Origin of the sequence: Thalassospira povalilytica (genome assembly GCF_002844235.1) — a bacterium.
Classification (GTDB): Bacteria; Pseudomonadota; Alphaproteobacteria; order Rhodospirillales; family Thalassospiraceae; genus Thalassospira; species Thalassospira povalilytica.
The window spans coordinates 496876-520421 of record NZ_PGTS01000001.1 but is presented as its reverse complement, the minus strand read 5'-3'; the positions used below and the strand labels follow the sequence as shown (position 1 = coordinate 520421).

Below are 23546 nucleotides of genomic sequence, written 5' to 3'. Positions count from 1 at the left end.
GTCCCATTCTCTGCCTCTTTGTAAAGATTGAGAAACCGGACCGATCTTGTCAAGAAATCATTTTATCTGATTTTTGATCGTATTTAGCGATCAGTTTGATCAAACAGTTTTGCTGCTTCCTGTACTGCCGCCCCGATTTCGCGGTTGCGTTCCGGGTAATAGGTGATGACAAAATGCAACGCCGTCAGCGATGCTTCATCGCGCACCGGGATTTGCTTAATATGTTCATCCCAAACGGAATTCTTGACCATCAGGGTCGGCAAGACCCCGATCCCGAAGCCCCCCGCCACCAGATGTTTGACGGTCGAAAGCGATGCCGAACCATGCAATGCCGGCTGGGAAATATCGGGCGCGGCAAAGATACTTTCGACCTCGCGGAATGGCGGGGTACCCTTTGGAAATGTCACGATGGCATGGCTTGCCAGCTCACTTAGTGACAGGGGTGCATCCCCCAGTTCCATCGTTTCGGCGCAATACCAGCCCAGTTCAACCGGCTTTAACGGAGCTGCCACCGCACCTTGGGGCACGGATTCGCGCAACATGATCGCGACATCCATTTCGTCATCTTCAAGCGCCTTGCCAAGCTGCCCGGATGTATCGACTGACAATTCGAACCGGACCTTGGGGAAGTCGTTTTTCAGCTTGTTGAGCATATCGGTCAAAAGCGTATGCACGATGGTTTCGGCAACACCGATGCGCACGGTTCCGCTCAGTTCGCCCGGATGGGTCAATTCCTGCCAGATGCGGTCGCGCGCCCGTGACAGGCGCTGGGCTTCCTCGACAAAGCGCAAACCCGCCGCCGTCAGGCGAACCTGCCGGTTGCTGCGATCAAACAGCATGATGCCCAGTTTCTTTTCCAACCCCGAAACCCGGGCCGAAATCGCCGATTGCGACAGATTGTATTTCTGGGCTGCGGCCCGAAAACCGCCAGCCTTGACGATATCTTGCAGAATTTCGATATCCTTGAATTCAAACACGCCATCCACCCTGATCAATATTGTTTGTGATCACTTTACCCTCCATCCGATCACTTCGCACGATCAATTGATCAATCTTTTGATCAGAAGCCCGTCTTTTGCCGTAAATCCAAGATACCGGACCGCGCGCCAAACCGGGTTTCACCAACCGATCACCGAGGCGTGACTTGCCCAAAGATGCTTTTGCACGGACATTGAACCAACCGGGTAATTGGAGGACGACATGCTGATACGCCGCAAAAAGGGCTGGGAAATTCCTGAACGTGATGCCACACCACAAGCGGTCTACCAGAACCGCCGTCAGTTCCTTAAGGGGATTGCCGCCGGATCGATCGGTGCAACCGCCGCGTCCCTGCCACTTGGCAGTGCGCTGGCACAAGGATCGGCATCAACCGCCGACCTTTATCCGGTATCGCGCAATCCGGCCTATACGGTGGATCGCGAACTGACCGAAAAGGCCAAGGCGCTGACCTATAACAACTTCTATGAATTCGGGTCGCACAAATCGATCTCGCAGGCCGCCCAGGCGATGAATATCCGCCCCTGGACGGTCAAGATTGACGGGCTGGTTGAAAAGCCGATCGAAATCGATTTCGAAGAACTCGTGCGCAAGATGCCGCTCGAAGAACGGGTCTATCGTTTCCGCTGTGTCGAGGCATGGGCTATGACCGTGCCCTGGTCCGGCTTCCCGATGAAGGCACTGGTTGATTTTGCCAAACCGCTTTCAGGCGCCAAATATGTCGAAATGGAAACCGCCAGCCAAAAGGAAACCATGCCGGGGCTTCGTCAATTCTGGTACCCCTGGCCCTATATCGAAGGTCTGTCGATGGCCGAGGCCACCAATGAACTGACCATGATCGCGACGGGCATTTACGGCGAAGAACTGCCCAAACAAAATGGCGCGCCCTTGCGTCTGGTCACCCCTTGGAAATACGGCTTCAAAAACATCAAATCCATCGTCCGCTTTACCTTCACCGATGAACGCCCCAAAAGTTTCTGGGAAGATATCAACAGCGACGAATACGGCTTTTGGGCCAATGTAAACCCCGAAGTCCCCCATCCGCGATGGAGTCAGGCTTACGAACGCCTGCTGAATAATGGCGAAAGCGTCCCGACCCGGATTTACAACGGATATGGCGAATATGTCGCCGATATCTACAAGGGCATGGAAAACGAAAAACTGTTCATGTGACCGGTCATCCTTGAGCGCAGCAAACACGCTCCTTGCAACCGATCTTCCCGTTATGCGCGCTGGCCATCTTTGCTGATGGGCGGCGCGTTCGGTTTTCGGAACCGGCATTGCAGTCTGCAAATTTGCCCATGGCGGCACACAATTATCCCCGCCTCATAATGCGGGATGCATGATGTCGGGTCCGCCTATTGGGCGGGCTGGGCATAGCGGGCATAGATTTCATCAAACGTGCCGTCATGGCGCATTTCAACCAATGCGGCTTCAAGTGCGGTAAAGCTGCCATCGGTGAAATAGGCGGACTGGCGGGACAATCCGATAAAGGATGGCTGACCTTGCAACACCAGATCGGCCTTGCGAATACGAAACGGCCCTTCGCGTCTGATCAGTTCAACCGCCAGAAGTTCCGGAACGATCAAGGCGTGGATCCGGTGCATATCAAGCATCCTGAACAGGGTCGGATAATCGGCCGCCTCGACCAGCCGGATGTCGGCAACTTCGTCAAGCTGGCGGCTGTGATTTGCCCCGCGTAATACCCCGACCGACTTTGCACCCAGATCCTGGATGCTTCGGATATCGCCATCAAGCGCCCCGATATAGATCGCCTTTGGCTCGTCGGGTAAGGCCGCGCCGAAATAATACATATATTGCTGGCGTTCATCGGTACGGTTGGGGCCCAACATCAAATCGGCCTTGCCCCGTTCGATCAGGTAAAGAGCACGCCTGAACGGCACCACTTCGAATGCAAGATCAATACCGGCCCGGCGTGCGGCTTCGCGCACCACTTCAACATAAATGCCCGAATATGAAAGCCCGTCCGGCGTTTCCTTGACGATGCGATAGGGTGGCGCGGGATTGATCACCACGCTCAGTTCGCGCGCAACGGCATTGCCACCGGCAAACAATCCACCTGCCCCGGCCAAACAAACCGCAACCCACAAAAGCCAAGATCTCAGACGCAGCATAAAGCTGTTCTCCAAGGCCACCAGAACATCAGGATAGGGAAAGAACCCGCTCCCTTCAACAACGCGACTCCCGTCGCCCGTCATGGCGCTTTATATGCGGACTAAATCACCCCGAACAACCGTTGTTTTTGCATTGCTCGCCGATCTGATGCAGCGTTTTCTGCATTGGTTTTCGGCTTATGGTCCCTTGCGCCGGCGGCCTTTATATTTCGGTTTGTTGGCCGATTTTGATCCGGGGCCGGCCGTTCCGATGCTTCGCGCCATCGGTCCGGCTTCCGCAAGACCAAGTTCCTGGTCTTCCAGTCGCTTGACCTCGTCACGCAGGCGGGCGGCCTCTTCGAATTCAAGGTTGCCTGCGGCTTCACGCATCCGTTTTTCAAGATCTTCGATATGCGCACGCAGGTTATGACCAATCAATGTGTCGCCCGAAACGCCGGTATCGACCGTGACGTAATCCTGTTCCGCCACACTTTCGAGAACATCATTGATCTTGCTGCGGACCGTTTCCGGCGTGATGCCATGTTCCTCGTTATAGGCCACCTGCTTTTCACGGCGGCGGTTGGTTTCGCCAATCGCATATTCCAGGCTGTCGGTCATCTTGTCGGCATACAGCAACACCCGACCATCAACGTTACGCGCCGCACGGCCAATGGTCTGAACCAGCGATGTCTTGGACCGAAGGAAACCTTCCTTGTCCGCATCAAGGATCGCCACCAGCGCACATTCCGGAATATCCAGGCCTTCGCGCAGAAGGTTGATGCCAACCAGAACGTCAAACACGCCCAGACGCAAATCACGGATGATCTCGATCCGTTCAAGCGTATCAATGTCGGAATGCAGATACCGCACACGAATGCCGTGTTCATGCAGATATTCGGTCAAATCCTCGGCCATGCGTTTGGTCAGGGTCGTGACCAGAACGCGCTGCCCCTTGGCCGCACATGCCTTGGCCTCACCCAGAAGATCATCGACCTGGGTTTCAACCGGACGAACAATACAGACCGGATCAATAAGACCGGTCGGGCGGATCACCTGTTCGGCAAAGACACCACCGGTGCGTTCCATTTCCCAATTGCCCGGTGTTGCCGAAACAAACACGCTTTGCGGGCGCATGGCGTCCCACTCCTCGAACTTCAGCGGCCGGTTATCAACACAGCTTGGCAGGCGGAACCCATGTTCGGCCAGGGTGAATTTGCGATTATAGTCCCCCCGGTACATGCCGCCGATCTGTGGGACGGCCACGTGGCTTTCATCGACAAACAGCAACGCATTTTCCGGAAGATATTCAAACAATGTCGGCGGCGGATCGCCGGGATTACGGCCCGACAACCAGCGGGAATAGTTTTCAATCCCTTTGCAGTGTCCGACCGTTTCCATCATCTCAAGATCAAAGGTCGTGCGCTGTTCAATCCGCTCGGCGGCAAGAAGTTTGCCCTCCTCGCGGAACTGTGCCAGACGGTCTTTCAGTTCCTGCTTGATACCGGCCATCGCCTGCACAAGGGTCGGGCGCGGTGTCACATGGTGCGAATTTGCATAAACCGTGACCGAGTCCATGGTCGCAAATTTATGCCCGGTCAGCGGATCGAACTCGGCCAGTTCCTCGATCTCGTCGCCAAACATCGAAACCCGCCATGCCCGGTCTTCGGCGTGGGCCGGGAAAATCTCAAGCACGTCACCGCGCACCCGGAAGGTGCCGCGCGAAAAGGCCGCGTCATTACGGGTATATTGCAGTTCGACCAGTCGTTTCATGATGTCGTTGCGATCGACCTCGTCGCCAACCGAAATGCGCTGGGTCATCTCAAGATATGTTTCCACCGCCCCGATACCGTAAATGCACGACACCGATGCCACGATGATACAGTCGTTGCGTTCAAGGATCGCGCGCGTTGCAGCGTGGCGCATCCGGTCGATCTGTTCGTTGATCGAACTGTCTTTCTCGATATAGGTGTCGGTCCGCGGAATATAGGCTTCGGGCTGGTAATAGTCGTAATAGGAAACGAAATACTCGACCGCGTTTTCCGGGAAAAATCCCTTCATCTCGGCATAAAGCTGGGCCGCCAAAGTCTTGTTTGGCGCAAGAACAAGGGCCGGGCGCTGGGTCTTGGCGATGATATTGGCCATGGTAAAGGTCTTGCCCGACCCGGTCACACCCAGAAGAACCTGATCGCGTTCATTCTCGTTGATGCCCGCCATCAGTTCGGCAATCGCGGATGGCTGATCGCCGGCGGGCTGATATTCCGTCACCAGCTTGAATTCCCGCGACCCTTCAACGGGCGGGCGACGTTTGGTCAGAAATTCCGGTAGCGCATCCATCGGGCAAATCCCTTGTTTGATCTTGCCCCTAGTTATAGGTCAGATAGCACCAATCGCAAGCCCCACCCCTGACAGTTCCTGTCAGGAAATGTCAGGAGCCGTCAGGATCAGGTTTGCCGGAACAAGAACCATTTTACCGCGTTATGCATTCTGTTCTGTTCGATCTGACATCCTGTGGACGGTTAAATTGGATAAATTCATCCCAAAGAACCCGCAAAACGCGACAAACTGCCTTGAATTGCATTTAAGGCAGGCGTAGGGTCCGATCCGAAAGAACGCGATTCTTTTCACTTCTTTTTTCATTCCAGGGAAACAGACCAATGGCGTTTATTGCCGACCGTTTGAGCCGTATCAAACCATCTCCCACCATTGCCGTAACCACCAAGGCCGCTGAACTCAAGGCAGCTGGCGTTGACGTGATCGGTCTTGGCGCAGGTGAGCCGGATTTTGATACCCCCGACAACATCAAAGAAGCTGCCAAGGCGGCACTCGATGCTGGCAAGACCAAATACACTCCGGTCGCTGGCACTCCCGAGCTGCGCAAGGCCATTGTCGAGAAGTTCAAGCGTGAAAACGACCTGGAATACACCATCGACGAAATCACCGTTGGTTGTGGTGGCAAACAGACCCTGTTCAACGCGTTCTTCGCAACGCTGAACCCGGGCGACGAAGTCATCATCCCGGCTCCGTACTGGGTTTCCTACCCGGACATGACCCTGATGGCCGAAGGCACCCCGGTCGTGGTCGAATGCCAGGAAGAAAACGACTTCAAAATCACCGCTGCCGAGCTTGAAGCTGCGATCACGCCGAAAACCAAATGGGTTGTTCTGAACTCGCCGTCGAACCCGACCGGTGCGGCTTATTCGCGTGCCGAACTGCGTGCGATTGCCGACGTTCTTCTGAAACACGAAAACGTCTATGTCATGTCTGACGACATGTACGAGCACCTCGTCTATGACGGTTTCGAATTCACCACCATCGCCCAGATCGAGCCGAAACTCAAAGAGCGTACGCTGACCTGTAACGGTGTGTCGAAATCCTATGCGATGACCGGCTGGCGTCTTGGTTATGCTGCCGGCCCGAAAGACCTGATCAAAGCGATCAACAAGGTCCAGTCGCAGTCCAGCACCCACACCTCCTCGATCAGCCAGGCTGCTTCGATCGAAGCGCTTAGCGGTCCGCAGGACTTCCTCAAAGAACGCGCAGAAGTCTTCAAAAAGCGCCGTGACCTTGTTGTCGCAGCCCTGAACGAATGCGAAGGCCTGTCGTGCAAAACCCCGGAAGGTGCGTTTTACGTCTATCCGTCTTGCGCGGGTGCGATCGGCAAAACCACCCCGGATGGCAAGAAAATCGAAACCGACACCGACTTCGTCACCTACCTGCTCGAAGCAGAAGGCGTTGCTGCGGTTCAGGGTTCGGCATTCGGTCTGGCTCCGTATTTCCGCATCTCCTATGCGACGTCGGATGCGGCCCTTACCGAAGCATGCGCACGTATCAAACGTGCCTGCGCTGCACTGAAATAAGGTTTCTGCACCCGATATTTCGGGGCATTGATCACCAAACAGGGTCCGGCACTTGCCGGGCCCTGTTTTTTTGTCCATTATCGAATTCAATAATTACGCACTGAATTACCGATAAATCGGACACATCATGATCAACGAGAACTTCTACGCCACCGTCGACGGAATAAGCCTGTTCTGTCAGCGGATCACCCCTGCCGATGTTCGTGAAGATGCCCCGACCATTATCTTCCTTCACGAGGCCCTGGGCACCATTCGCATGTGGCGGGACTTCCCCGCCAAACTGGCAACCGCAACCCGGCACCCTGTCATTGTCTATGAACGGCGCGGCCATGGCCGGTCCGACCCGCATGCCGATGGCGACATTCCCCGTGCGGTCGATTTCCACAACACCGAAAGCGATGTCTATCTGCACGGACTGATCACCGAACTGGGACTAAGCAAACCCATCCTGTTTGGTCACAGTGACGGCGCGACCATTGCCCTTAAATACGCCGCCCGTTTCCCCGACAATGTCACTGCGGTGATTTCCGAGGCTGCCCACGTCTTTGTCGAAGACGTCACCATTGCCGGCATCAATGACGCAGCGGGCATTTATGCCAATACCGACTGGAAAACCAAACTTGAACGCCATCACTTCTTCCAGACCGATGCCGTTTTCAGCGCCTGGGTCGACACCTGGCGGCAACCGGCTTTTCGTGACTGGAACATGGTCGACGAACTTGCCAGCATCACCTGCCCGCTTTTGGTCATTCAGGGCGATGATGACCAGTTTGGCAGCGACGAACAGGTCCACACCATCTGCGCCAATGTCAGCGGCCCGGCGACCGGAATGCTGATCAAGAATTGCGGCCACATCCCGCATTTTGATCAACCCGATCAGGTGATTGCCGCCAGCCTCAAGCATCTGGGCCTTGCCGAACTTGTCGATGGCTAACACCAACTTGCCGCCCAAACAAAAAAGCCCCGGCTGCGTCATGCAACCGGGGCTTTTTGATTGGGCTATGCCCGAATTCTGTCGGCTTATTCGGCCAATGCGTCTTCGGCGTCGATCACGACCGCAACCGCATGAATGACCGATGCAATGCGGATGGCGTTCTGGATGGTTTCCTTTTTGACGCCGGCACCTTTGAGCACCTTGTCATGGGAATCGATGCACATGCCGCAACCGTTGATCGCCGAAACCGCGATCGAAAACAGTTCGAAATCGGCCTTGTCGATGCCCGGTTTGCCGATGATGTTCATACGAAGGCGGGCCGGCATCGAACCGTATTCGGCATCCGAAACCAGATGCACGAAACGGTAATAGATGTTGTTCATGCCCATGATTGCCGCTGCACCCTTGGCAGCTTCAATGGCTTCTTCGGACAGTTTTTCTTTTGCTTCGGCGGCAACGGCCTTGATCAGTTTGGCGTTGCGCGATGCGAATGCACACGCAAGGGCTGTGCCGTAAACCTGCTGGTCGGTCATGCCCGGATTGTTGGCCATGCTCGACAGGTTCAGTTTGAGATCCTTGGCATAGGACGGCATTGCGTCTTTGATTTCGACGATAGAAGTCATTGTTTAACCCCTGAATTCATTGCTGCTTTGAAAGCGAAAATCACAAAACTCTTCAGCCATCACCAAGCCGCCGACCATATCGGCAGATGGATCAATCAAATTTCCCGATGGGCTGAAAACGGGACCGGACAGGTGTCCGGCCCCAAAATCGGTCTGGACCAAGTCGTAAAATACGACTTAGAGGGTCGCGTCACCCTGGTTCCAGTTGCACGGGCAAAGTTCGTCGGTCTGCAGTGCATCAAGAATACGCAGGGCTTCCTGCGGGTTACGACCAACGTTAAGGTCGTTAACCTGGACGTGACGGATGATGTTGTCCGGATCGACGATGAAGGTCGCACGCAGGGCAACACCGGCATCTTTCGCCAGAACACCAAGGGCTGCCGACAGTTCTTTTTTCTCGTCAGCCAGCCATACGAACGGGCTGTCACCCAGATCTTCGTGGTGGGTACGCCATGCTGCATGGACGAAATCGGTGTCGGTCGAGCAACCCAGAAGAACCGCGTCACGGTCTTCGAATTCACCGTTCAGTTCGCCGTAACCGACGATTTCGGTCGGGCAGACAAAGGTGAAGTCTTTCGGCCAGAAGAACAGGATCTTCCATTTGCCTTCATAGGACTTGTCGGTCACCGGTGCGAAGCTGTCCGGGGTTTTGCCCGAAACACCAGTCAGATTGAATTCAGGAAGCGTATCACCAACGGTAAGCATTATTTTGGTACTCCATAACCCAGTTAAAATTCCCGATTAACGGCCCCCGACAGGCCGCGTCATCTTGTGTGCAAGTGCAAAAAATGCACTCCCTGCTGGCGATTTGTAGTGAAATGGACTAACTAAGACAAATAGATAAATCCTCAGTTGGTGATAGGAAAAATTTATGGCTGCCCAACCAAGTATCAAGCAGCTCAAGTACTTAGTTGCCCTTGCGGAATGCGGCCATTTCGGCCGCGCGGCCGAGGCCTGCTTTATCACGCAGCCCAGCCTGTCTGCGGCAATCAACGAACTTGAAAACCTTCTTGGGGCGCAGCTTGTCGAACGCAACAAGCGTCAGGTCCTGATCACCCCGCTGGGCGAAGAAGTCGTTTCGCGGGCGCGAAGCATTCTTCAGGAAGTCGACGAACTGACCACCATGGCACAGGCCGCAACAGAACCGCTGTCGGGCCCGATCCATATCGGCGTCATCCCGACCATCGGTCCGTATTTGCTGCCCGATGTGATGACCCAGATCAAGTCCGGCTTCCCGAAATTGCAGCCCTTCCTGCGCGAAGACCAGACCGGCAACCTGATCAAGCTTCTGTCGGCGGGCAAACTTGATCTTGCCCTGATTGCCCTTCCGATCGAGGAAGCCTGGCTTGAAGAGTTTGATCTGTTCGAAGACCAGTTCGTCTTTGCCTGCAGCCCCGACAACCCGCTGACCAGCAAAAGCCGCCTTGAAATTTCCGATATCAAGGATGAAAAACTTTTGCTGCTTGAAGACGGCCATTGCCTGCGCGATCAGGCCCTTGAAGTCTGCCAGAAAGCCGGATGGAGCAAATCCGCCGACTTCCAGGCCAACAGCCTGTCGACCCTGGTTCAGATGGTGGCGGCGGGTGTCGGATCGACCCTGCTTCCCGAAATGTCGCTTGAAGTCGAGGCCCGCCGCCCCGACCTTTTGAAAATCATGCCGTTTGAAAACCCGGTCCCGATCCGGCGCATCGGCATGGTCTGGCGCAGAAGTTCGGCCCGCAAACGTGAATATCGCCAACTGGCAACCTATTTGCGTGATCGGCTTACCCCGCGGCATCAGGCCGACGTTGCCTGATTTGCCCGGCCTCATTGATTTGTTTTACGGGTAAAACAGGAAACAGGCTTATCGTCGATGTTACCGATCAAGGATAACAACCCGACCACCATCACCCCCTGGGTGACCTACGCGATCATTGCGCTCAATGTGGTGGTGTTTCTGTTTACCGTCTCGCTTGATCCGCGGTCGGCCCAGCTGGTCAATCTGCAATATGGTGCAATCCCCGCCATTGTCTTCGGCCATGCCGACTTGCCACCGGAATTCTCCCCCTTCCCGCCGGGCTTTGGCTTTTTGTCGATCTTTTCGGCCATGTTCATGCATGGCGGCTGGATGCATCTTGGCGGCAATATGCTGTATCTCTGGATCTTCGGAAACAATGTCGAAGACGCGATGGGGCATATCCGCTTTTTGATGTTCTATCTGATTTGCGGCATTGCCGCGGCCCTTGGCCATGGCCTGCTTGATACCCAGTCCCATATCCCGATGATCGGTGCATCCGGGGCGCTGGCCGGTGTGCTGGGGGCGTATTTCCTGCTTTATCCCAAGGCACGCGTGCTGGTGTGGTTCTTCTGGGTTTTCATTTTCTATGTGCCCGCCGTTTTCGTGCTCGGTTTCTGGTTTGTCACCCAGATCATCAATTTCGGAAGCGGTGCCGATGGCGGCATTGCCTGGGTTGCCCATATTGCGGGTTTCGTTGCCGGTCTTGCACTGATCCCGCTTTTCAAGCATCGCAACATCCCGCTTTGGCACGACGGATCCCCTGCCCCGGCCTTTGGCATTTATCGCCCCGGCCGCAAGGCCCGCGACGCTGGCACGGGTGCCAATATCCCGCCATGGGCTGCCGCCTACGAGGCCGAACGTGCGGCAAAACATGCCAGCATGCGCGACGATCAGCGCGGTCCGTGGGGCAAGGAAGGCGACAATCGCGACACATCACCCTGGGGGCGCTATCGCCCTGCCACGGGCCCAAAGCAAAAGCAGCCCACAAAGCCGTCTGTTGGTGTTCCGAAAGTTGTTCGCTTGCATAAAGACGCCAACCCGGACGATAATTGAACTCACCCCATAAGGATCCCCTAACCCCGTCGGAGGATTGCCATGCGCGCCGCCTATTTCACCGAATATCAGGGTCCGATCGAAGTCCAGAAACTTGACGATCCGACCCCGACCAATGGCGGGGTCGTGATCAGGGTTGGCGCAACCGGCCTGTGCCGCAGTGACTGGCATGGCTGGATGGGTCATGATTCCGATGTGCAATTGCCCCATGTTCCGGGCCATGAATTTGCCGGAACTGTGGTCGCGGTCGGCAAGGATATCAAACGCTGGCAGGAAGGCGACCGGGTCACCGTCCCGTTTGTATCGGGCTGTGGTCATTGCCCGGAATGCAATAGTGGCAATCATCAGGTCTGTGACCATCAATTCCAGCCGGGCTTTACCCATTGGGGCAGTTTTGCCGAATTTGTTGCCATTGACTATGCCGACACCAATCTGGTGCGCCTGCCCGATGAAATGGATTTCGCAACTGCCGCCAGTCTTGGCTGCCGCTTTGCCACCAGCTTCCGTGGCGTAATCGATCAGGGCAAGGTCAGTGCCGGTCAGATCGTCGCGGTGCATGGTGCTGGTGGTGTGGGTCTGTCTGCAATCATGATTGCCGCCGCCGCCGGGGCCTATGTGGTGGCAGTTGATATTGACGATGCCAAGCTTGAATTTGCCAAGGAACTTGGCGCCAATGCGGTTCTCAATGCCGCGGCAATTGATGATATCCCGACCGCGATCAAGGACATCACGCGCGGCGGTGCGCATGTCTCGGTCGATGCGCTTGGCAGTGCAGTGACCTGCTTTAACTCTGTGGCGTCCCTTCGCAAACGCGGCAAGCATATCCAGATCGGCCTGATGACCGGCGACCATGCCCATGCCAAAGTTCCGATGGACCGGGTTGTTGCCCATGAACTTGAAATTCTGGGCAGCCACGGCATGCAGGCATTCCGTTATGATGCCATGGTCGACATGATCATGACCGGCAAACTGGCCCCGCAAAAACTGATCGGCGATCGCGTCACCCTTGCCGAAGGCGCCACCGCGCTGATGAATATGGATCACTTCGCCGGAACCGGCGTCACTGTCATTGACCGGTTCTGATCGATGCTGGCGGGTATTGCGTTTCTTCCCAAACAACCGATTGACGATATCCTTGCCGATATCGCAGCGGGCTATGACGCCAAACGCATCGCCGGTTATGTGCAAAAACGCCGCAAGGACCGGGACTGCGGCACACTGGTTTATGTCCGCAATCTGCGCAGCGGCGATGAAATGCCGATCACCAAGAACCGTGGCGCCATGGCAAAGGGCTGCAAGCTTGATGGTGATGCCCTGTCATCCCTGTCCGAGCAGCTTGAACGCGATGTCGAAACCGATTGTGATCTGTTGATTGTTGCGCGCTTTGGCCGCAGCGAAGCCGACGGGCGCGGTTTGCGCGATGTGATTTCACGCGCCCTTGAACTGGGCGTACCGGTGCTGGTCGGGGTGCGCGGTGAATATGCCGATGCCTGGGCCGACTTCCATGGCGGCATTGCCGAAAGTCTCGACCTTGATCGACAGGCAATCTTGGACTGGCTGAACCATCAGACAAGCCTGCTGCAAGACGCGTGATGACTGGCTGCTGATCCCTGACCGGCAATGGAAAAATCGGCAAATCGGTGAATGGGCATGACGGCCGGATATCACGCTGGCAAATCAGCCCGGCTGCACGAACCAGTCCGCACTTGCGTGCACCTTATCCGGTCTGAAGGGTTGTGCGTTCACGGACCAGAACCCGGGCGGCAAACCGTTCGAACCATTCCCCGAATGCCTGATCATATTTGATCCGTCCGGCGCGTTGTTCATCGGGTCCCTGACCATTGGGGCGGTCGGTTTTATCACCACCATTGGCAAGCCAGCGTTCATGGGTTTCATCATCGACTTCGGGATGGAACTGAATGCCCCAGATACGTTCATCAATGTGATAGGCCTGATGGGGAAATGTCGGCCCGGTCGCCACAAGCTCCGCGCCCTCGGGCAATCCGAACCCTTCGCTGTGCCAGTGATAGACCATCATCTCGTCGGGGAAAAGATCACGCCCGGTATCGGTTGCCTGCACCGGGTAATATCCGATCTCGGTCAAGCCTTCGGGATGGGGTTCCACATCCGCCCCCAGATGGCGGGCCATCATCTGTGCGCCAAGACAAATGCCCAGATACAGAACGTCACTTTCGACCACCTTGGGCAGGAATTCCATGATTGCCTGCACATTGCCAAGATCATCGTCATTGGCACTCATCGGGCCGCCAAACACCACAACAAGATGATAGCCCGACAGGTCATCGGGCAAGGCATCGCCTTCGCCGGGACGGCGAATATCGAACTCGTAACCATATTTGCGCAAAACCGTTCCCAACCGCCCCGGCTGTCCGGTGGCCGAATTGAAAATCAGCAAAATGCGATCATTGGTACTCAGTTCGTTCATCGGGTCCTCATCATGGTGCGAAACTGGGGTCATTAAATCTGTTTCACTCCCTCTTTGACAAGCCCCCTGCCGTCAAAAACGCTGTTCCCCAAAGGAAAAGCCGCCGCACATTGTGCGACGGCCCTTGAATTCGATCCGAATTCCGGACGGCTTAGACGTTGAATTTAAAGTGGAAGATATCGCCATCCTTGACGATATAGGTCTTGCCTTCCTGGCGCAGCTTGCCGTTATCGCGCGCACCGGCTTCGCCGTTAAATTCGATGAAATCGTCATAGGCGATGGTTTCGGCCTTGATAAAGCCGCGCTCGAAATCGGTGTGGATGACACCGGCGGCATTGGGTGCAGTGGCCCCTTCATGCACGGTCCATGCGCGGGCTTCTTTCGGACCAACCGTAAAGAAGGTCAAAAGTTTCAAAAGCTTGTAGCCTTCGCGAATGACACGGGCCAGACCGGTTTCTTCAAGACCAAGACCTTCGAGGAACTCTTTCTTGTCTTCGGCACTTTCAAGCAGGGCCACTTCCGATTCAATGGCCGCAGAAATCACCACCGAACGCGCGCCCTGGGCTGCGGCCATTTCGGCAACCTTGGCCGAAAGTTCGTTGCCTTCTGCCGCACTGTCTTCATCAACGTTGCAGGCATAAAGGATCGGCTTGCTGGTCAGAAGTTGCAGCATACGGAATGCTTTTTCTTCGTCCTCGCCATTGATTTCAACCACGCGGGCCGGCTGACCATCGCGCAGCACCACAAGCGCGCGCTCGATCAGATCAAGCGCCAGCTTGGCATCCTTGTCATTGGAACGGGCTTTTTTCTGCAAGGCCGGAACGCGCTTTTCAAGGCTTTCCATATCAGCCAGCATCAGCTCGGTCTCGATGGTTTCCGCATCACGTACCGGGTCAACCGATCCGTCAACATGGGTGATGTCGCCATCTTCAAAGCACCGCAGAACATGCACAATCGCATCGGTTTCGCGAATATTGGCAAGGAACTGGTTGCCAAGACCTTCGCCCTTGGACGCGCCACGGACCAGACCGGCAATATCAACGAATTCAAGCTGGGTCGGAATGATGTTTGCCGATTTTGCAATCGCGGCAATCTTGTCCAGACGATCATCAGGAACACTGACACGACCGGTATTCGGCTCGATGGTGCAGAACGGGAAGTTTGCTGCCTCGGCAGCCGCCGTCTGGGTCAGGGCGTTAAAAAGGGTCGATTTGCCAACGTTGGGCAGACCAACAATACCGCATTTGAATCCCATCTTCGGGCTCCGTCACTTGAATTTCTGTTCATCAGGATCGGCCCGGGCTGTCCCCGACCGAAAGACTATTTCTTTTTGCCAAATGCCTTGGCAAGGGCTTCGGCCATGGCCGAAGCAGCATTGCTGACCGGTGTGTCCGCACGTTCAACGCGGACTTTTGCCGCACCGGACAAATCATCCAATCCGTCGCCGTCGCGCTTTTGCAAACCGGCATCCGCATCGCCATCCTTTTTGGCCGGTTTGGCGTCCGGCTTGTCCTTTTTCGGTGCCTTTGGCTTGGGCGGGTTCACAATGGCCGAGACCTTGCTCATAAAGCCACCGTCATCGCCCTTGACCATCCGCCCGAATTCGGCAGCAACACCGTCCAGAAGCGTCATCAGCCAGCCATCCTGCTCGGCCTTGGAGAAATCCCCAAGAACATGACCATGCACACGGGATTTGTCCCCGGGATGACCAATGCCAAGACGAACGCGGCGATATTCCTTGCCACAATGGGCGTCAATGGATCGCAAACCGTTATGCCCGCCATGTCCGCCGCCGCGTTTTACGCGCAATTTGCCCGGTGGCAAATCCAGCTCATCATGAAGAACAATAACGTTTTCGACCGGAATCTTATAAAAGCGCAGCACTTCGCCAACGCTTTGCCCCGACAGGTTCATGAAGGTTTCCGGTTTCAGAACCAGAACTTTCTGACCGTTCAATTCACCTTCGGAAATCTGGCCCTGAAACTTTTTGCGCCAGGGGCCAAAAGAATAGCGGCGGACGAGTTCGTCCGCCGCCATGAAGCCAATGTTGTGGCGATTGGCGGCATATCCCGATCCCGGGTTTCCCAATCCAACCACCAAAAACATCGTAAGACCTCGATCTTATTCTTCGGTTGCTTCTTCTTCGTCTTCGTCTGATTCGGCATTTTCTTCCGATTTCAGAGCGGACGGAGCAGCAACAGTCGCAACGGTGAAGTCACGGTCGGTGATCGCAAGCTCGACACCTTTCGGCAGGGTAATTGCCGAAATGTGGATCGAGTCACCAACTTCAACGCCAGAAAGGTCGAAGACCAGCTCTTCCGGAATTGCATTAGGAGCGCAGATGACTTCAACATCGTGACGAACAACGTTAAGAACACCACCTTTTTTGATGCCCGGGGATTTCTCTTCGTTTTCGAAGCGAACCGGAACTTCAACGTGGATGGTCTGGCCTTTTGCAAAGCGCAGAAGGTCAACGTGCATGATTTCGTCGGTAACTTTGTCGAACTGAACGTCGCGCGGCAGAACTTCGTATTTCTCTTTGCCGACTTCAACAGTCAGAACATGAGAATAGAAGCCCGGCTTATGCAGAAGTTTCCAAAGCGGACGCGGGTCAATCTGGAACAGAACAGGTTCCTGTTTTGCACCATAAATAACACCAGGGACCATACCGGCACGACGCACGGCACGGGCGGCCCCCTTTCCGGCCCGTTCACGGATTTCCGCAGAGATAACAGTATTTGCCATCGGAAAATCTCCTTGAACTAGTAAAATATTGTCTTCGCAGGTTGGTGAAAATCACCGCTGAAAGCCCACGAAAACAAGCGCGGTGGCCTCCAGGGGTGCCACCGCGGCGAGGGCCTTATACCCTCAATCGAAAAGAACGGAAACAGATTTTTCTTCCGAGATACGGCGAATGGCTTCTGCCATCAGCGGCGCAATCGGAAGCTGTCGGATTTTTGCGCAATCACGCACCGCATCCGAAGCCCGGATGGAATCGGTGGTAACGACTTCGGTCATCGGCGAATTGGCAATACGTTCGACCGCCGGGCCCGACAGGACACCGTGGGAAACATATGCCGCAACCGACGATGCGCCGCGCTCTTTAAGGGCACCGGCTGCATTGCAAAGGGTGCCGGCCGAATCAACGATATCGTCAACCAGGATGCAGGCCGCATCCTTGACGTCACCGATAACGTGCATCACTTCGGAAACGCCGGCCTGCGGGCGACGTTTGTCAATGATCGCAAGTTCGGCATCCAGACGTTTTGCAACGGAACGCGCACGGGCAACACCGCCGACATCCGGGCTGACGATGACCAGTTTCTGGCCTTCGAACTTGTTGCGGATGTCGCTGGTCAGAACCGGCGATGCAAACAGGTTATCAAGCGGAATGTCGAAGAAGCCCTGGATCTGACCGGCGTGGAGGTCCATGGTCAGAACGCGGTCTGCACCGGCAACCGTGATCAGGTTGGCAACAAGCTTTGCCGAAATCGGGGTACGGGGACCCGATTTACGATCCTGACGGGCATAGCCGAAATACGGAATGACAGCCGTGATGCGACGTGCAGACCCACGACGCAGCGCGTCGAGTATCACCAGAAGTTCCATCAGGTTGTCGTTTGCGGGGAAAGAGGTGCTCTGAATGACAAAAACGTCCTCACCGCGGACGTTTTCCTGAATTTCACACCAGATTTCCTCATCGGAGAAACGCTTAACATCTGCACGGGTAAGCGGCAGATTCAGATGGTCAGCAATTGCCTCAGCCAACGGGCGGTTACTGTTACCAGCGAGGATCTTCATAGCGGGGCCTCGGTTAATGGGTGCCGGGAAAGCGAAAAAACAAATTCTATTGCGAATCCGGGTCGGTGCATTCTGCCGGGATGGTTCCCTGCTTGCCTTGTCGCCCAAAAGCCCGGAAACCGGGGAAACCCCGCCCGGATAGACGACATGTTCACGACACTCAAAGACCATATATAGGCAAACCCGCACCTTGGCAGATCGCGGCGGCTTTATAACCAGCCGTTAACAGTCTGTAAATGGGCCCAGTGACAAATCACGACAAGGCAGTCATGCATCAGGCGATCATCCCGGCACGTCTCCCGATTCCTGTCCGGTTCTCGTCCGGTTCTCAAACTGCCCTATCGCGCCGAAAGTGTCTTTTTATCTGCGCGCAATTGCAATTGCTTGCGCGTGGCAATCTGTCCAAGAACCCCTTCAAGGGTTTCGACCGCGGCCTGTGCCGCAAGTGACGCCACCGCCCCCCAGTATTTATCAAGACTGCCATGGGGCACGACATTGTTCTGGTTCATCTGGCCAAGCTCACTGCCATCGGGTTCCATGATCACCCATTCGATCGAAACCTTGTCGACCGGCGGTTTCTGACCGTTTTCAATCGGGCTGACATCAATGGTCGCAGACAGAATGACACTGTGTTCGCCGATATCCTTGTTATCGACAAGAATGCCCTTTGACTGCAACAAGGCCCCGGCGGACCGCGCAAGGGCGGTGTTCCCGTCACCCGGCGCACCGGCAAAATCGATCAGGGCAATCTTCATGAAGGGTGCCGCCTTGAAGGCCGACCGGTCGCCGGTAATCATAAAGGCAATCTGATCGGCGGACTCGGCCACCAGCCCGTCATAGGTCTTGTGGATCGGGTTTTCCTTGATGCCGTCAAGCTCGCGCACTTTCTCGGCAAACTCCTTGGGCAGGGCAAGATTGCTTTCCTCCGGGCCGTTCGGACTGTCGGCAAACCATTGTTCGGCAGACAATTCACCCTGGGCGCGCGCGGTATCGATCGCAAGCCCGTCCGGGCGCATCAAAACCCAGGTCACATCAAGCTTCGCCCCGTCTTCAACCAGATTGGCCACCACATTGGGACGCAGGATATAATCCCCGCCATTCAGACTGTCGCTATAGGCCGGAATATCCCGATTGCGAAGGGCACGCGCCATCGCCCGTGCCAGATGTGCCGATGCCCCGTCCGGCAAATCATCCCCTGCCTCGACCCGAACCGTTCCGGCATCGCGCAATTCCAGAAGCGACGGATCACCTTCGCGTCCCGCCCCCTCGAACGGGCGGGGCAAATCACCACACGCCGCCAGCGGCGCCAACATCAAAATGCAAAGAACAAGGGAACGGAGGATCGATTTCATAACGTCACTTATATATTCACATCAAAACGCAACCGACCATGGTCACGATGATCATAAAGAAAAACAGCATAATCATATGCGGCATGACGTATCCCCCCCGGACCGTTTGCGGCCCTACGCCTCGGTTAACATGATTGCGGAAAGTTGCCGGCCATAATCGGGCTCCTTGCGAAGCGTGGTCCGACGGTAACTGTAAAACAAGTCTTCTTCAGCCAGGGTATCGCGCGCCACCAGTTCGACCGATGCAATACCGGTCGCAATGGTCCGGCGGCGTACATATTCGGGCAGATCGAACATGAAATGCCCGTCGCGCACCGATGGATCAAACAAATCATCACTGCCTTCCGGGCCGCCCAGAATGGTCTCGCGAAACGCGCCATCCACTTCATAGGATTTTCGCGCAATGCACGGGCCAACAGCGGCGGTGATATTTTCGCGCTTCGCACCAAGCTTTTCCATCGCCGCAACCGTGCTGGCCGAAATCCCGCCATATGATCCGCGCCATCCGGAATGGCACGCACCGATCACGCCCGCAACCGGATCATGAAACAGGACCGGCGTGCAATCGGCGGTCAGAATACCCAGCATGATGCCCGGCCGGTCTGTCACCATCGCATCGGCCTTGGGGGCCTCGTCACGTGAAAGCGGCCGGTCAAGAACCGCAACATCGGTGCCATGGACCTGATACACCGTCGTCAGGTTTTGCGCATCCGTTGCAAAGGCCGATGCCGCGCGCGCCCGGTTTTCGGCCACCCGGTTCTTGTCATCATCTGAGCCGAACCCGACATTCAGCCCGCCATGGATGCCATCACTGACCCCGCCCTTGCGGCTCAGGAACCCGTGGCGCACCCCGTCCTTCCCCGAAAGACGTTCGGCTTCAAACCAGATCAGACCGTTTGACGAACGTTCAATACCGTCAGTGATCGGATGGGTCATGGTTTGCGGGCTCCAAGGTTTGAATGGTCGGTATTTATCCTGCGACACCGCTGACGCAAGGTGGCGGCGTGGTCTCGCGACCATACCCGATCAGAACTTTAAAAAGCGTTCCCATCTGATCGGCATCAACAAGTCGCGCCAGCGCCTGGTCAATCGCAACTGCCTGCTGTTCATCGGCACCGGTTTTCAAAAGCTCGGCACGTTGTTCAATGCCCAGCATCCTAAGAAACGTCCCCTGGGTCAGAACCGCACCGGTTCGTGCCCCGGCTTCGTTCATCGCCCGTGCGATGGCGGCAAAATCCACATGCGCCGTCAGATCGGCATCCCCCGGATCACGCAGGACCGGGTGATATTCATGCCCCTTCAAGGCCTGCAAGGTATCGCCAAAGGCACTGCTGGGATGACCGTAATCAATAAACAGTGCCGCCCCGTGGGTTTCATTCAGACGGCGCGCGACCTGATCGGCGATGGCAATTGCCGGCGCGCAGCTTTCAAAGATGTCACCCTTTTTTGCAGACCCGCGCAAGGTCGCGGGGATCAGCGCATCGGTCACCGGTGTTTCACGCCCGCGTACAAATCCCAGTTCACCACTGTCGGCATCAACACCGACAAGCCGTTCTGCCCAGCCATGATCACCACGTTCGAACTGGCGGATCGGCAATGCATCAAAGAATTCATTGCCGATGATGATGGCCGGGACATCCGCACGGACCGGAATATCGTCAAACGCTTCATGCCAGGTTGCCGGTATGCCCGATGCCATGATGGCGGTTTGCTGATGGGTACGCAAAACCGGGCTGGTTTCGACAAACCGCACGGTCAGCGCATCCCCAAATCCCGGCACATTGCGCACCGCCCGCAGGGCATCGGCCATCAAGGTGCCACGCCCCGGCCCCAGTTCGATCAGATCAATCTTGGGCGGACAGCCCATCTGTTGCCAGCTTACCGCCGCCCACAGCCCGATCAGTTCGCCAAACATCTGGCTGACTTCGGGCGCAGTGATAAAGTCACCGGCCCGCCCGAACGGGTCCTGCTTGCGGTAATAACCATATTCCGGATGGGCCAGGGCCTCATTCATGAAATCGGCAATGCTGATCGGCCCGGAAAGCGCGATCCGGCGTTTGATATGATCAAGAAGTGGCGACGGGGTTTCAGGCACCTGACTCACGCGGCTTCTGCCTCTTTGGGATGCTGGCGGGTTTCAATCGGGGCTGATTTCATCGCATAGACAATACATCCGACACCAACCAGCACCATCGGAACCGACAGAAGCTGCCCCATGGTTGCCCCGCCGGCAAGGAAGCCAAGCTGCGCATCAGGCTGGCGGAAGAATTCGACAATGATCCGCGAAATGCCATAGCCGGCAACGAACGTGCCGCCCAGAATACCCGGGCGATGGCGTACAAAAGCACTGCGCGACAGAACAAACAGCACAACAAACAGGATCAACCCTTCAAGGGCGGCTTCATAAAGCTGGCTGGGATGGCGCGGTTCGGGTCCGCCATTGGGGAACACAATCCCCCAGGCCACATCGGTTGTACGCCCGAACAGTTCGCCATTGATGAAATTGGCAATCCGGCCAAAGAACAAACCGATCGGGGTTGCCACCGCGGCGGCATCCAGCACGGCAAGGATCGAAATCCCGCGTTTGCGCGCAAACAGGATGATGGCAACAATCACCCCCATAAAGCCGCCATGGAATGCCATGCCGCCCTGCCAGACCTTCAGGATATTGGCCGGGTTCTCAAGATAATAATCCAGATTGTAAAACAGGATATAGCCCAACCGGCCGCCAAGGATCACGCCAAGCGTTGCCCAGAACAGCAAATCATCCACATCGCGTTTGCTCATGATGTTGGGCGTCTTGGTGCAGTAATAAACCACATATTTCCACCCCAGCAGCAACCCGGCAATATAGGCCAGCGCATACCAGCGAATGGCAATCGGGCCGATGGAAATCGCAATCGGGTCTATCGCCGGAAAGGCAAGGCTGAGCATCGGGGAAACTCCGGTTGGCAATCAGTTGTCAAAATGGATGATGTTCGTGTCCCAAAGGATATGGGCAGCATCATGGCAAACCGGCTGACGATATCGTGCGATTTGGCCCTTGCTGCAACACATCCGGCAATTACCGGAACGGGTCCTCGGTCGCGAGATAATCCTGGATATAAAGACGCACCCCTTCTTCAAGCGATGTCATCTCGGCGGCGTACCCGGCCTTGCGCAGCTTGGCCATGTTGGCTTCGGTGAAATACTGGTACTTGTCGCGGATGGCTTCAGGCGTCGGGATGTAATTGATCACCGGCTCCTTGCCCATGGCGCTAAACACCGCCAATGCCAGATCCTTGAAACTGCGCGCCTTGCCGGTCCCGATATTGAACAGATCGCTGACTTCCGGATTGTCATACAGCCACATGATGATATTGACGACATCCCCGACCCAGACAAAGTCGCGCAACTGCCCGCCATCCTCGTAATCCGGGTGGTGGGATTTGAAAAGTGTGGCCGTTTCACCGGCTGACAGCTTGTCAAACATCTGCGAGACGACCGACCGCATGCCGCCCTTATGGTACTCATTCGGGCCATAAACGTTAAAGAATTTAAGCCCTGCCCACTGTTTAGGGCGGAAACCGTTCTGATCAAGAATGCGACGGAACCGGCGGTCGGTCGCATGCTTGGACCAGCCATAGGCATTAAGCGGTGCCAGCTTTGCCAGATCCTCGGCATCAAAGCTGTCATCGAACCCCTGTTTGCCATCGCCATAGGTCGCGGCAGAGGATGCATAGATCAGGCGCGCGGAATGACGCGAACACCATTCCCAAAGCCAGGTCGTCAGTTTCAGGTTGTTGTTCAGGATCTTGTCGGCATCGGTTTCCGTGGTCGCGGAAATCGCGCCCATGTGGAAAATGGCCTCGACATCCCCGGAATGCTTTTCAAGAAATGCCGGCAAATCATCGGGATGAACAATGTCGCGCAGATTGCGTTTGGCGATGTTTTTCCATTTGATACCGTCGCGCAGACGATCGACGACAACAATTTCGGTTTCACCGCGTTCTTCAAGGGCAGCAACAATATTGGAACCGATAAAACCGGCACCACCGGTGACGATAAGCATTGCATTCTCCTGGCGGGCTCAGCCCATTAATCAAATTTTCTGGTCACTTTATAGGACCGCCCCTGATCTGGAGCAAGAAAAGCCACTTAAAATCACGATATCGTCAAACTGATAACAAAACCTGCTGCGACTGATCGGATGATCGGCTTGCCCTGTCAGGCCAAACACCCATATTATGCGCAACACTTTGATCCAGAAGCCGGAGACCACAACAATGCAGATCAACAACCGCATTCTCGACGACCTTACCCGTGTGACCAATTCTGCACTGGGCACCATGACCGGCGTCAAAGGCGAAGTTGATGCCCTTGTCCGTCAGCAGTTCGAAAAAATCCTGATGGGCATGGATATGGTCACCCGCGAAGAATTCGACGTTGTTCACGACGTTGCCATCAAGGCCGCCGAACGCATCGATGCGCTTGAAGCCCGCATTGCCGATCTTGAAAAGCGCCTTGAAACTGCGGAATCCGCCGCGGCACCGGCCAGCAAACCCGCGGCAAAACGCACCGCATCAAAATCAGCTGCAAAAAAAGACTCCTAAG

At 55.8% G+C, this 23546-nt stretch carries 23 protein-coding genes; 8 read left to right on the top strand and 15 right to left on the bottom strand.

Translation table 11 applies throughout. From position 1 onward, the window contains the following. Positions 1 to 83: 83 nt before the first annotated feature. Positions 84 to 977: a LysR family transcriptional regulator gene (locus CU041_RS02270; protein WP_101245893.1), complete on the bottom strand. Its 894-nt coding sequence runs from the start codon at positions 975 to 977 to the stop codon at positions 84 to 86. A gap of 223 nt (positions 978 to 1200) precedes the next feature. Between CU041_RS02270 and msrP the strand changes: the two genes are divergently transcribed. Then, the gene (gene msrP / locus CU041_RS02260; RefSeq protein WP_101245603.1) at positions 1201 to 2169 is read left to right on the top strand and encodes a protein-methionine-sulfoxide reductase catalytic subunit MsrP; all 969 of its coding nucleotides are present in this window, start codon (positions 1201 to 1203) and stop codon (positions 2167 to 2169) included. Between the two features lie 185 nt (positions 2170 to 2354). On the opposite strand, the gene CU041_RS02255 is transcribed toward msrP, so the two are convergent. Both CU041_RS02255 and uvrB read right to left on the bottom strand, forming a co-directional pair. After that, positions 2355 to 3131 (bottom strand): substrate-binding periplasmic protein, encoded by a 777-nt coding sequence (locus tag CU041_RS02255; RefSeq protein ID WP_170310087.1) that lies wholly within the window; start codon positions 3129 to 3131, stop codon positions 2355 to 2357. A 177-nt stretch (positions 3132 to 3308) separates the two neighbouring features. After that, positions 3309 to 5444, bottom strand: coding sequence for an excinuclease ABC subunit UvrB (gene uvrB / locus CU041_RS02250; RefSeq protein ID WP_101245601.1), 2136 nt, complete (start codon positions 5442 to 5444; stop codon positions 3309 to 3311). Between the two features lie 320 nt (positions 5445 to 5764). On the opposite strand from uvrB, the gene CU041_RS02245 reads away from it, so the two are divergent. Continuing rightward, the gene (locus CU041_RS02245) at positions 5765 to 6967 is read left to right on the top strand and encodes an aspartate transaminase (RefSeq protein WP_101245600.1); all 1203 of its coding nucleotides are present in this window, start codon (positions 5765 to 5767) and stop codon (positions 6965 to 6967) included. Positions 6968 to 7094: 127 nt separating this feature from the next. Next, a complete protein-coding gene (locus CU041_RS02240) occupies positions 7095 to 7901 on the top strand; it encodes an alpha/beta fold hydrolase (RefSeq protein ID WP_101245599.1) in 807 nt (268 codons plus the stop codon). 86 nt (positions 7902 to 7987) lie between these two features. On the opposite strand, the gene CU041_RS02235 is transcribed toward CU041_RS02240, so the two are convergent. Together CU041_RS02235 and CU041_RS02230 are read right to left on the bottom strand one after the other, a co-directional pair. After that, a complete protein-coding gene (locus CU041_RS02235; protein WP_068518859.1) occupies positions 7988 to 8524 on the bottom strand; it encodes a carboxymuconolactone decarboxylase family protein in 537 nt (178 codons plus the stop codon). Between the two features lie 177 nt (positions 8525 to 8701). Further along, positions 8702 to 9229, bottom strand: coding sequence for a peroxiredoxin (locus CU041_RS02230; protein WP_068518860.1), 528 nt, complete (start codon positions 9227 to 9229; stop codon positions 8702 to 8704). 166 nt (positions 9230 to 9395) lie between these two features. Here CU041_RS02230 and CU041_RS02225 point away from each other — a divergent pair, with 166 nt between their 5' ends. The 4 genes from CU041_RS02225 to CU041_RS02210 are packed head-to-tail and all read left to right on the top strand — an operon-like array spanning position 9396 to position 12947. After that, entirely contained in the window at positions 9396 to 10319 is a 924-nt protein-coding gene (locus tag CU041_RS02225) for a LysR substrate-binding domain-containing protein (protein ID WP_068518861.1), read from the top strand. A gap of 57 nt (positions 10320 to 10376) precedes the next feature. Beyond that, on the top strand, positions 10377 to 11354 hold the full coding sequence (locus CU041_RS02220; RefSeq protein ID WP_101245598.1) for a rhomboid family intramembrane serine protease: 978 nt from the start codon (positions 10377 to 10379) through the stop codon (positions 11352 to 11354). A gap of 42 nt (positions 11355 to 11396) precedes the next feature. Then, on the top strand, positions 11397 to 12437 hold the full coding sequence (locus tag CU041_RS02215) for a zinc-dependent alcohol dehydrogenase family protein (protein ID WP_068518863.1): 1041 nt from the start codon (positions 11397 to 11399) through the stop codon (positions 12435 to 12437). 3 nt (positions 12438 to 12440) lie between these two features. Further along, a complete protein-coding gene (locus tag CU041_RS02210; protein WP_101245597.1) occupies positions 12441 to 12947 on the top strand; it encodes a DUF2478 domain-containing protein in 507 nt (168 codons plus the stop codon). Between the two features lie 124 nt (positions 12948 to 13071). Here the strand turns inward: CU041_RS02210 and CU041_RS02205 are convergent, their stop codons facing one another. The 10 genes from CU041_RS02205 to rfaD form a co-directional block, all read right to left on the bottom strand. Continuing rightward, positions 13072 to 13800, bottom strand: coding sequence for a glutamine amidotransferase-related protein (locus tag CU041_RS02205; protein WP_101245596.1), 729 nt, complete (start codon positions 13798 to 13800; stop codon positions 13072 to 13074). A gap of 151 nt (positions 13801 to 13951) precedes the next feature. Next, on the bottom strand, positions 13952 to 15055 hold the full coding sequence (gene ychF, locus CU041_RS02200) for a redox-regulated ATPase YchF (RefSeq protein WP_068518865.1): 1104 nt from the start codon (positions 15053 to 15055) through the stop codon (positions 13952 to 13954). A gap of 65 nt (positions 15056 to 15120) precedes the next feature. Continuing rightward, entirely contained in the window at positions 15121 to 15906 is a 786-nt protein-coding gene (pth, locus tag CU041_RS02195; RefSeq protein WP_101245595.1) for an aminoacyl-tRNA hydrolase, read from the bottom strand. 15 nt (positions 15907 to 15921) lie between these two features. After that, complete coding sequence (locus CU041_RS02190; RefSeq protein WP_068518867.1) at positions 15922 to 16545, bottom strand: 50S ribosomal protein L25/general stress protein Ctc; 624 nt, start codon at positions 16543 to 16545, stop codon at positions 15922 to 15924. 123 nt (positions 16546 to 16668) lie between these two features. Then, the gene (locus CU041_RS02185; RefSeq protein ID WP_068518868.1) at positions 16669 to 17601 is read right to left on the bottom strand and encodes a ribose-phosphate pyrophosphokinase; all 933 of its coding nucleotides are present in this window, start codon (positions 17599 to 17601) and stop codon (positions 16669 to 16671) included. A 338-nt stretch (positions 17602 to 17939) separates the two neighbouring features. Beyond that, complete coding sequence (locus CU041_RS02180) at positions 17940 to 18953, bottom strand: hypothetical protein (protein ID WP_101245594.1); 1014 nt, start codon at positions 18951 to 18953, stop codon at positions 17940 to 17942. A gap of 114 nt (positions 18954 to 19067) precedes the next feature. Next, a complete protein-coding gene (gene pgeF, locus CU041_RS02175; protein ID WP_101245593.1) occupies positions 19068 to 19889 on the bottom strand; it encodes a peptidoglycan editing factor PgeF in 822 nt (273 codons plus the stop codon). Between the two features lie 34 nt (positions 19890 to 19923). After that, positions 19924 to 21057, bottom strand: a complete 1134-nt coding sequence (locus CU041_RS02170) for a class I SAM-dependent methyltransferase (protein WP_233432978.1) — start codon at positions 21055 to 21057, stop codon at positions 19924 to 19926. Continuing rightward, the gene (gene lgt / locus CU041_RS02165; protein ID WP_068518870.1) at positions 21054 to 21887 is read right to left on the bottom strand and encodes a prolipoprotein diacylglyceryl transferase; all 834 of its coding nucleotides are present in this window, start codon (positions 21885 to 21887) and stop codon (positions 21054 to 21056) included. Before lgt ends, CU041_RS02170 begins: the two co-directional genes overlap by 4 nt. A 130-nt stretch (positions 21888 to 22017) precedes the next feature. Beyond that, positions 22018 to 23004 carry an ADP-glyceromanno-heptose 6-epimerase gene (gene rfaD, locus CU041_RS02160; RefSeq protein WP_101245592.1) on the bottom strand — a complete coding sequence of 329 codons (987 nt, stop codon included), beginning with the start codon at positions 23002 to 23004 and terminating at the stop codon, positions 22018 to 22020. Between the two features lie 214 nt (positions 23005 to 23218). Between rfaD and CU041_RS02155 the strand changes: the two genes are divergently transcribed. Beyond that, positions 23219 to 23545 carry an accessory factor UbiK family protein gene (locus CU041_RS02155; protein ID WP_068518872.1) on the top strand — a complete coding sequence of 109 codons (327 nt, stop codon included), beginning with the start codon at positions 23219 to 23221 and terminating at the stop codon, positions 23543 to 23545. The last annotated feature ends 1 nt before the right edge of the window (position 23546 follow it).